Genomic DNA, 10,330 nt, shown 5'->3' with positions numbered 1-10,330 from the left:
CTGATCTTCGCCTTCATCGCGGGGGTCATCGGCATGCTCTTGTCGGTGGGCATGCAAGCTTCACGATGCTTCTTGGTGATCGCGCGATGGCACGCGCTTTCGACAATAAGGCCGGCCTCTTTATTGGCACGGAAATCGTAAGGCGGCTCAAAGAGGATGGCGGCCTGCATCCCGAGGTGGGCGTACACGTGTTGGGAACGGTTCAGGAGGAGATAGGATCAAGAGGCGCCCAGACAGCAGCCTTCAATCTCGCCCCGCATGTTGCGCTTGCGGTAGACATGGGGGTGGCCATGGATTACCCGCTCGCCAGGGCAGAAGACCAAGGTAAGTTGGACCTTGGGAAAGGTCCCGGACTCTCGCAAGGCCCAAGCACCAACCCCGTAGTGTTCGACCTTCTCAAAGGAGCCGCGGATCGTAGGGGTCTTCCGTATCAGTTGCAGGCCTACGGAGACAAAAGCCCGACCGATGCCCGCCTCCTGCAAACTAGCCGGGGAGGTGCCGCCACGGGACTCTTGTCCGTGCCTCTACGCTACATGCATACCCCATCCGAGGTTTTGTGTCTCGCCGACATCGAAGCGACGATCGAACTAGTGTGCGCGTTTTGCCGCGATGTGCGTCCCGACACGGATTTCACCCCATAGCGCGCCATGGCCTCGCGGATCCACTGCGTCACTCGATGCAATATGGAACAATCCTCGCAGGCGGATGTTGGGCAAGCCAACCCCCTGGAGGACTGCCGATGTTCATGCACAACAAGCGCCTGCAATACACCGTCCGCGTTTCGGAGCCTAATCCCCGCCTGGCCTGCATGATCATGGAACAATTCGGTGGCGCCGATGGTGAGCTTGCGGCGGCGATGCGCTATTTCACGCAAGGCCTTGGCGAGGATGATCTTGGCCGTCGCGACATGTTGCTCGACATAGCCACTGAAGAACTCAGCCACCTTGAGGTGGTGGGATCGATCGTCACCATGCTGAACAAGGGCCTCAAGGCACAACTTGCCGAAGGCCAGATGAAAGAAGCGGACCTTTATCTGATGATCGGCGCCAGCGGTACCACAGCCAAGGAATCGATCCTGTTCGGCGGTGCTCCCGCGCTGTGCGACTCAGCCGGCGTTCCCTGGACCGCGGCCTACGTCGACTCACGCGGTGAACCTACCGTGGATTTGCGGTCGAATATCGCCGCTGAAGCGCGCGCCAAGATCGTTTACGAACGCCTCATCAACATCACCGATGATCCGGGCATCAAGGACGCGCTCGGCTTCCTGATGACACGCGAGATCGCTCACCAAAAATCGTTTGAGAAAGCACTCTACGCCATCGAAAACAATTTCCCGTCAGGCAAGCTCCCAGGCATCGAGAAGTACGCCAGCATGTACGTCAACACCTCTCAAGGTGACGGCGACACCAATGGTCCATGGAATTCCGGCGAAGAGTGGGATCGGATCGATGACCTTGAAGAGGTGATGCCCGTCGACGGCGGAGACGGCTTGGCAACCGTCAAGATGGGCGCCAGAGACATGAAGGTGGTGGCCAAGATGGCCGACCGTACTCTTTCTGATCCGGCCTCCGATCCGGTCACAGGCGCTGATTTAGGTGCGGGCCCGGGAGCTGGCCGAACCAAGAACGCGGATTTTGGCGGCTCGGCAAGCATTCAGGAGGCCCCCGCCGTGGCAGAGGCTGCTGTCAAACGCGCACGTAAGCGTTAGTATAGAGCTGACATCATTGCGGGGCAACTATGTTCGGCGATGATCAGGAAGCTAAGGACGAAAGCAGGGGCATCCGAGTGGCAGCAGCGGACTGGCCGGAGTGCTCGCTATTGGTGAAAAGTGGGTGAAGCACATATGGCCACCGCCGCACCACGATCCGAGTCGGAGCATGCGGGACAGTCGGAGAAGGTCCGTGCCTACGGTTGCGAGAACCGTTGCATTGTCGCAATCGGAGCCTCGGCGGGGGGGCTCGACGCGCTGAAGAGACTTGTCCGGGATATTTCGCCGGACATTCCGGCGGCCCTCCTCATCGTACAGCACGTCGGCCTCACGAGTTACCTCGGCGACATTCTCGGTCGCGCTGCAAGCGTGCCCGTAGCGAATGCCGCCAGCGGCACGAAGGTTAAAAACGGGCACATCTTCGTTGCACCGCCCGGAGCTCACCTGCTTTTACATGATGATCACATGCTGCTGCGGCGCGGGCCGCGGGAGAATTTGGCGCGCCCTGCCATCGATCCCCTTTTTCGATCAGCGGCCTGCAGCTTTGGCGGCAGCGTGATTGGTGTCGTGCTCACGGGCAGCCTCTCCGACGGGACCGCCGGCTTGCGCGCCATCAAGACTTGCGGAGGGGTCAGCGTGGTCCAAGATCCCGACGATGCTGCAGTACCCGATATGCCGCTGAGCGCCTTGCAGAATGTGGAAGTCGACCATTGCGTCGCCCTGTCCGAAATGGCTGGCCTGTTGCGCAGGCTTGCTTCCGAACTCGCAGGGCCGACACCAGAAATCCCGCCTGTCATCCGCCTTGAGGCTGCGATCGCTGCTCAGGAGCACAGCACAATGGAACAGACAGAACGCCAGCTTGGCACCCCCTCGACATTTGTCTGCCCCGAATGTCACGGACCGCTTTGGGAGATCGAAGACGGGCCGATTACCCGTTACCGTTGTCACACCGGACATGCGTTCGGAGCGGACGTTTTGATGCAGGCCCAGGCGGACGATGCGGAACAAGCCCTTTGGAGTCTTCTAAGAGCGCACCAGCAGCGGGCCGAGTTGGCGAAACGGACGGCGAAACGCGAAGCCGCTCGGGAAAGACATAGCTTGGCCAGCCAAATGGCTACGCGGGCCGCGGAACACGAAGCCGACGCGAAACTTGTTGAAGAATTTATCCACGTCGAAGGCCGTGACAAAACACACGCCCCGACAACCATGAGCTCATCTCGGTCCGGGCTCACGGTACCGGCTTGGCGGCGTCACTTGCCGGAGACCATGATCCCCCACAGAGACAGCAAGGTTGGTCAACATGAGTCATTCTTCAAATATCCTTCAATGCCGGCGGCAACAACGATATTACGTCACATTAGCGTCACGGACGTCGCGAGGGCGTTCAACAGAAATTCCGAACCATCTCCACCCCGCTTCAAAACGCCCACTTCAGCAGAAATGTCTGGGAATTACCAAGCCTCGGCTATCCGGAACAAGATACCCGACAGCAGCTTTGGCCAATCGAGCTAACGCTCGTGTCGCGGGTTCACCAATTGAAGTATGGCGCCGCGAACGAATGCGGCCTCGGCCGCCAGGAGAAACCCGATGTTTGCAGATGAGATTGCTGCAAGACGCCTGAAAATGCTGGTCGAGCAATATGTCGAAACCAGAAAAAGGCAACATGACGTCATTTCTACCTCGACGGCAGAAGCCGCCATTCGGGAGGTACTCCCGAACTGCCGATTTCCGGAAGAGCCTTTGATGACATGATAGCAGCCAGCGCCACCGCATATGGTCTCGGCGTGCGGTTTGACAGATCGATCACAACGGAGAGTCCTGGCTGAGTAAGCCATTTAGGGAGTCACGCGGCCCGCGTGGATATCCATGCTTGGTGCGTTTCCGACGCATTCATGCCGCATTTGAAAGTCGGGGCTTGCGAGCGACCTTGCCGACGTAGCGGGCTCTTGAAGAGGCAGGCAATTGGAGGGTACTGACAAACTAGCTACCGCCACACTGCTTCCGGCATCAAAGGTGCCGGATCGCAACGCCGCATGCCGACAGCATCGATGGGCCGGAGATGAACGGCAAGGACGCCTGTGCAGTTCGCCAAGCACCTTCGGGTCCGGAGAGCCTGCACTGCAGCCTAGCTAGCTCTTCGAAATAGGCCGCGAGATCGTCATCAGCATTCGCCGGCTCTGAACATTGGTGATGTTGTGGAACCCACGGTGATGTTGTGGAACCCAGCGCAAGCCTCACATCGCTGCTTCCTGCTCCATCTCTTTCATGTCCTGAAAGCGGTCCGCAATCCGTGGGTGAACCCGGCCGCCGTCCGCAGCACCGATGGCAACGACAATCTCGTCGGCAGCCGGGCCGTCGGCGATCTGGAAGTTGGCGGTGATGAAATGCGAGCGGCGACCGTTCTCGCTCTTGTGCATCATCGGCAGCGATAGCAGCGCGCCCGGCGCGTTGCGGGTGTTACAGAATTCGAGATAGGTCGTGCCGCCGACGGCGTCGCGGAAGACATTGCCGAAGCGCAGCGTATGGATCATGGCGGAGGCATGCTCGATCTCGCCGGCGGTTCCGACGGCGGCCGCCTTGCCGTAGCTTTCGATGCGTTCCGCCTGCATCAATCCAATCAGGCGGCTCGTGAGTTCCTGCCCCAGCCGGGGCGCTATGGCGACAATCTCCGGCTGCAAATCCTCGACGAAGCCGCGCCCGGCCCATGGGTTGCGCAGGACGGCTGCCACCACGATCGACGTTACCGGCCTTGCACCCGCTTTGCCGCCTTCGATGTGCACTTCCTCGATGAAGGTGCTGACTTTTCGCAATTCCATGATTTGGCCTCTCCAGGTGGAAGCTCAAGCTAATGCACGCCAACCGTCGGGTATTCCTCCGGTTCGTAGGAAGAAACGGCGTGCGTCCCGCTTGGAAGCGGTGTAGCGTTCGTATATCCGCGACGGCTTAAATTCGCCCTTCGCGAGCGGCGGAAGATCAGGCGTGGACCACGAGTCGCAAATTCTCTCCTTGCGGGATGCCGCCAGCCTCATCAATTCGGGCGGCGATCTCCAGTCCGTGCTGCGCCATCTCGTGCTGGCGGCCTGTCGTCATGCCCAATGGACTCTAGGCTCGATCATGGGCATCGACGCCCCCCACGGCCACGCCTATGTCATCGTGCGCCACGACCCGACGCTCATTCACCGCACGTTGCCGGACCGTTGGGAGCTGGCCACCAGTCCCTCGATCGTCGCGCTCAACCGCAACGAGCCGGTCTACATCAGGGACGCGCGCGTATCGGAGGAGTTCCCGGGCTACCGCCGAGAAGCCTTCGAGCGCGATTACCGCAGTGTTCTGGTCATGCCGATGAACTGCGTCGACGAAGACGGCCGGCCGATGGTGCTGACCGTCGTTTCGCGCGAGATCACCGAAGTGACGGCGCAGGATATCGCCTTCATCGGCATGATCGTGCATCTGGGTGAGATCGCGGTCGAGAAGCAGCATCGGCTGCGCCAGGAGAAGCAGGCCGGCGAGCGTCTGCAGCGCGCCCTCTCGGCGCACACCTCGCTTCTGCAGCAAGCCTTGTCGGACGGATCGGTGGCCTCGCTCGCCGAAAAAGTCAGCGAGCTGCTACCCAATCCTGTGGTGGTGATCGATTTCCATGCCAATCTGGTTGTCGCCGGCCGTTCCCCGAGCGAGGCGCATTTCGACACCGCCTCCTGGCAGCAGGCGGTGAGCGGAACGCTCAGCCGGCAAATCTTCAAGATAGCTCGCGGCGCGTCCGACGGGCGTAACACCGAGACGCTGTTCGTCGATGACGGCAAGCGACAGCTCAAGCTTTCGGTGCGCATCGAGCCGCTTAGCATCGACGCCGAAGTGGTTGGCGCACTGATGATTTTCCCGACGCCTCACGAGTCTGGTCAACTCGATCAGATGCTGCTCGACAGCACCAAATTCGCCCTCAGTGTGCAGATGATGCGCAGCTTCGTGCGCTTCCGTTTCGAGACGCGCTCGCTGACCGAGCTTTTCCTGGAGGTGGCGGAGCGCCGCTGGCGCGACGAGGCCGATATCGTCAATCGCGCCCGCCGGCTGGGGCTCGACTTGACCGTTGCACAGAAGATGATCGTCGTCGACCTCGCCGAACAGGACGGTGCCATCGGCCTTGCCGATCCGCATCATGAGGTCATGCGTCTGCTGCAGCAGGCCGGCATTGCCGGCACGGCAATCGCGGTGGAGGATGGGCTTGTCTGTCTTGTCCCGGCCGATACCGGGCAGGATGGCGCGCGCTTCGCGAAATTGCCGCACAAGATTGCGGCCGGGCTTGGCCGCTATTTCGAAGGTGAGCCGGTGGTTGTGCTTTCCGAGGCCTGTGCCGCGCTGGTCGATTATCCCATCGCCTGGGAGCGGTGCCGCCGCATGATCCGGATCGGCCGTTCCTTCGGACGCACCGGCGTTTTTGCCGGCCAGGATTTCGGTCCGTTGCCGATATTGGTCGCCGCTGCCGACGCTCCGGACGTGCGCGGCTTCGTCGACGAAAGTGTCGGCGCCCTGATCGCGCATGACCGCGAGCACGGCACGCCCTATCTGGAGACGTTATTTGCCTATCTGCGCCAGGGCTGCCGCAGCCAGGCCTGCGCCGACGCCATCGGCCTGCATGTCACCACCTTACGCTATCGCCTGTCGCGCATGGAGGACCTGTTCGGCATCCGTCTCGACACGCCCGAACAGCGCTTCGCGGTTGAACTCGCGATCCGTCTCAGCGGCATCATCGACAGCCGCACGCCGACAGCCCGTTAGACTCTGTTGACCTCGCCACCACTGTTTCGACGCGGCAGCCGCCGCAAGTGCAGGCGCGCTGCGCCTGCACTTGCTCGGGATGGCAGCAGCACGCCCCGACATCTTTCCTACAGACCGGAGGAAGAAGGCCGGCCGTCTCTTGCCTAGCTTTCATCCGACACTATGGGAGGAAAGCAATGGCGGACGCGGTGGTACACAGGACGATCGACCCGATCGCCTTGCGTCGTGCCTTCGGCACCTTCGTCACCGGCGTGACCGTCATCACCACGCGCGACTGCGACGGCAATCCGCGCGGCATGACCGCGAACTCCTTTACCTCGGTCTCGCTTGACCCGCCGTTGCTCCTGGTCTGCGTCGCCAAGGCGGCGGCGAGCTTTCCCGCATTCAACGAAACACGGTCCTTCGCGGTCAATTTCCTCCATGAAGGCCAGGTCGACGTTTCTTCGGTGTTCGCATCCAAAGCGGCGGACAAATTCCAGTCGGTCAACTATGACCGCGCCCACACCGGCGCGCCGATCCTCACCGACAGCCTGACATGGTTCGACTGCACCGTTCACAACCGCATCGAGGCCGGCGACCACATCATCCTGATCGGCCAGGTCCAGGCTTTCGGAACCAGCCCATCGGCGCCGCTCGGGTTTTGCCGCGGCCGTTACGCCAGCGTAAAGGATCCGCTGCCTGCCGGCTGGCTGGCCTCGCAGGACATGATCATCGGCTATCTTGTCGAAGCCGGCGACCGCATCCTCTTGCGCACCGATGGCAAGGGAAGTTGGGTGCTGCCGACGGCGCGGCGCCGCAAGGCCGACAGTCAGCTCGTCCTCGATGGCGGCGAGGCGCTGACCCTCGTCCCTGAAAACACCTTCCTCTATTCGGTCTTCGACGTCGCCGACAGCGACCCGGGCTATCTCATCTACCGCGCCGAACTGAGCCGTGAGAGCGCTGAAGCAGCACTTCCGGATGGCCACGCCTTCTTTTCCGTCGACGCGCTGCCCTATGAGCGGGTCGCCACCCATGAATTGCGCGCCATGCTGCGCCGCTATGCGCGGGAGCGCCAGGACAAGCGCTTCGGCATTTACATCGACACCTGCGACGGCGGCCGCGTCGCCATGATCGACGGCCAGTCGCAATCGTGGACGCAAGCCGCATCCGAATGATGCTTCACCCAGGACAGACAGCATGAAAACGACGGTCGAATCGCTCGAAGGCTCACGCCAGAACCTGTTCATCAACGGCGCGTTCGTGGCGCCGAAAGGTGGCCAGTACATCGACAGTTTCGATCCGACCACCGGCAAGCCCTGGTACCAATTCGCAGAGGCCAATGCCGAGGATGTCGGCGCGGCCGTGGAGGCGGCGCGCCTAGCTTTTGCCAATCCAGTCTGGCGACGCATGACCCAGACCGACCGCGGCACGCTGGTGCGCCGTTTGGGGGAACTGGTGCTGGAGCACGCCGACGAGTTGGCGCTGATCGAGACCCGTGACAACGGCAAGCTGCTCAAGGAAATGCGGGCGCAGATGCGCGCCATGCCCGACAGCTACACCTATTTCGCAGGGATGGCCGACAAGCTGCTCGGCGACACCATTCCGGTCAACAAGCTCGACATGCTCAATTTCAACCTGCGCGAGCCGATCGGCGTCGTCGGCATGATCACGCCATGGAACTCGCCGCTGATGCTGCTCACCGGCACGCTGGCGCCATGCCTGGCGCTCGGCAACACGGTGGTCGTCAAGCCGTCCGAGCATGCCAGTGCCTCCACGCTCGCGCTGGCCGAGCTGATCATGGAGGCCGGCTTCCCGGCCGGCGTCGTCAATGTCGTGACCGGCACCGGCGCCGTGGCGGGGGACGCGCTGACCCGGCACCCTGGCATCGCGAAATTCGTCTTCACCGGTTCGACGGCGACGGGCCGGCGGATTGCCGCCAATGCGGCTGAGAACCTCATCCCCTGTTCGATGGAACTCGGCGGCAAGTCGCCACATGTCGTCTTCGACGACGTCGACATCGACCATGCCGTCAACGGCGTCGTGTCCGGTGTGTTCGCGGCGGCTGGGCAGACCTGCGTCGCCGGTTCGCGCTGTTTCGTCGAGGCCAGCGTCTACGATCGGTTCGTCGAGGCGCTGGTCGAACGCACGCGGCGCGTGCGGGTCGGGCTGCCGATGCTGGAGGAAACCGACGTCGGACCGCTGGCGCTGTCGGTGCAACTCGCCAAGGTAGAAGGCTACGTCGCCTCGGGCGTGCGCCAGGGCGCGCGGATTGCGGCCGGCGGCAAGCGGCCGCAGGCGGATGAGCTTGCAGGCGGCTGGTACTTCGAGCCGACCGTGATGACCGATGCTGACAACGGCATGGACTTCATGCAGGAGGAGCTGTTCGGTCCTGTCGTCGGCGTCATCCCGTTCTCGTCAGAAGACCAGATGATCCGTCTCGCCAACGACACCCGCTATGGCCTCGCCTCCGGCATCTGGACCCGGGACATCAACCGCGCGCTGCGTTTCGCCAGGAATGTTGAAGCCGGCACCGTCTGGATCAACACCTACCGCGCCTCGTCCTTCATGTCCGCCAATGGCGGCTTCAAGGAGAGCGGCTACGGGCGGCGCGGCGGCTTCGACGCCATGGAGGAGTTCTCGCGCCTGAAGAACGTCGTCATCGACTACTCGGGCGCCATGCAGGACCCCTTCATTATCCGCCTTCGCTGACCAACCCGACGCACTGGGGAGACCGACATGAAATTCGCCGTTTCGCTGACCATGGAACGCTTCTCGCCCGACATGCCGATGTCGAAGGTGAAGAGCAATCTCCTCGAGTTGGCGCGCCTGGCCGACGAGGGTGGCTTCGAGACGCTGTGGACGGCGGAGCATCACACGATCGAATGCACGATCTCGCCCAACCCCCTGATGACGCTGACCTGGCTTGCCCAGCATACCGAGCAGATCCGCCTCGGCACCTCGACGCTGGTCGCGCCCTACTGGAGCCCGATCCGGTTGGCAGGGGAGGCGGCACTTTGTGATCACCTGACCGGCGGGCGGCTGGAGTTCGGCATCGCGCGCGGTTCGTACCAATATGAGTTCGACCGCATGGCCGGCGGCATGCCGCAGCAGGAAGGCGTTGCCTATCTGAAGGAGCTGGTGCCGGCGGTGAAGAAGCTGTGGGCACAGGATTATGCCCATGACGGCGATTACTGGAAGTTCCCGCTCGCCGCCGGCGTGCCGAAGCCGCTGCAGACGCCGCATCCGCCGATCTGGGTGGCCGCGCGGGACCCGGGAACCTTCGACTGGGCGGTCGGCATCGGCGCTTCGATCCTGTCGACGCCCTTGTCGGCGCCGGCGGCCGAGATCGCCGTGCTCGGCGAGAAATTCCGCAAGGCCGTCGCCGATCATCCGGAGGTGCCGCGCCCGCGCCTGATGATGCAGCGGCGCACCTGCGTCTACGAACGAGCGCAGGACTGGGAGATCGCGGTCGGGCATGCCATTGACTATGGCCGCGCGTTCGAGAACCTGTTCCAGAACATCGGCACCGTGCAAAACGGCTTTCCCGAAGCTATCCCCTACGAGAGCGTCAAGGGCAAAGACAATTACAATCCCGAGAACATCCGTCGCAACCTGATGTTCGGCACGCCCGACGAGGTGATCGAGAAGCTGCTCGACTATGAAGCCGCGGGCGTTGACCAGTACTGCCTCGGCCTGACGTTCAACCTGCCGTTCGAGCTGCAGAAGAAGACGATCAAGCTGTGGGTCGACGAGGTGATGCCGGTCTTCGCCGCGCGCGAGCGTGACAGGGCGCGCCAGGCGGCGAGGGCGTGACCATGGCGCGCTCCGGCCAGCTCGATGTCGAGGGCGTGCTGCTCAACTGGCGCCTTG

8 protein-coding genes are annotated in these 10,330 nt (G+C 62.4%); 7 read left to right on the top strand and 1 reads right to left on the bottom strand.

The window, feature by feature from the left end:
• Nucleotides 1-739 precede the first annotated feature (739 nt).
• The 3 genes from EOB80_RS33740 (at nucleotide 740) to EOB80_RS33730 (ending at nucleotide 3,460) form a co-directional block, all read left to right on the top strand.
• On the top strand, nucleotides 740-1,708 hold the full coding sequence (locus tag EOB80_RS33740; RefSeq protein WP_127332300.1) for a manganese catalase family protein: 969 nt from the start codon (nucleotides 740-742) through the stop codon (nucleotides 1,706-1,708).
• 135 nt (nucleotides 1,709-1,843) lie between these two features.
• A complete protein-coding gene (locus EOB80_RS33735) occupies nucleotides 1,844-3,220 on the top strand; it encodes a chemotaxis protein CheB (protein WP_245466510.1) in 1,377 nt (458 codons plus the stop codon).
• 75 nt (nucleotides 3,221-3,295) lie between these two features.
• On the top strand, nucleotides 3,296-3,460 hold the full coding sequence (locus EOB80_RS33730) for a hypothetical protein (RefSeq protein ID WP_245466509.1): 165 nt from the start codon (nucleotides 3,296-3,298) through the stop codon (nucleotides 3,458-3,460).
• A gap of 482 nt (nucleotides 3,461-3,942) precedes the next feature.
• Here the strand turns inward: EOB80_RS33730 and EOB80_RS33725 are convergent, their stop codons facing one another.
• Nucleotides 3,943-4,524: an amino acid synthesis family protein gene (locus EOB80_RS33725; protein ID WP_127332298.1), complete on the bottom strand. Its 582-nt coding sequence runs from the start codon at nucleotides 4,522-4,524 to the stop codon at nucleotides 3,943-3,945.
• 163 nt (nucleotides 4,525-4,687) lie between these two features.
• On the opposite strand from EOB80_RS33725, the gene EOB80_RS33720 reads away from it, so the two are divergent.
• From EOB80_RS33720 to EOB80_RS33705, 4 genes are all read left to right on the top strand, one after another.
• The gene (locus tag EOB80_RS33720) at nucleotides 4,688-6,481 is read left to right on the top strand and encodes a helix-turn-helix domain-containing protein (RefSeq protein ID WP_127332296.1); all 1,794 of its coding nucleotides are present in this window, start codon (nucleotides 4,688-4,690) and stop codon (nucleotides 6,479-6,481) included.
• A 176-nt stretch (nucleotides 6,482-6,657) separates the two neighbouring features.
• The gene (locus EOB80_RS33715; protein ID WP_127332294.1) at nucleotides 6,658-7,635 is read left to right on the top strand and encodes a flavin reductase family protein; all 978 of its coding nucleotides are present in this window, start codon (nucleotides 6,658-6,660) and stop codon (nucleotides 7,633-7,635) included.
• 22 nt (nucleotides 7,636-7,657) lie between these two features.
• Nucleotides 7,658-9,169 carry an aldehyde dehydrogenase gene (locus tag EOB80_RS33710; protein WP_127332292.1) on the top strand — a complete coding sequence of 504 codons (1,512 nt, stop codon included), beginning with the start codon at nucleotides 7,658-7,660 and terminating at the stop codon, nucleotides 9,167-9,169.
• 27 nt (nucleotides 9,170-9,196) lie between these two features.
• Nucleotides 9,197-10,273 (top strand): LLM class flavin-dependent oxidoreductase, encoded by a 1,077-nt coding sequence (locus EOB80_RS33705; RefSeq protein WP_127332290.1) that lies wholly within the window; start codon nucleotides 9,197-9,199, stop codon nucleotides 10,271-10,273.
• Nucleotides 10,274-10,330 lie beyond the last annotated feature (57 nt).

The sequence above is a fragment of the Mesorhizobium sp. M7A.F.Ca.MR.245.00.0.0 genome (assembly GCF_003997415.1).
Classification (GTDB): domain Bacteria; phylum Pseudomonadota; class Alphaproteobacteria; order Rhizobiales; family Rhizobiaceae; genus Mesorhizobium.
The sequence above is the reverse complement of the archived record's forward strand: the minus strand, read 5'-3'. Positions and strand labels throughout refer to the sequence as shown.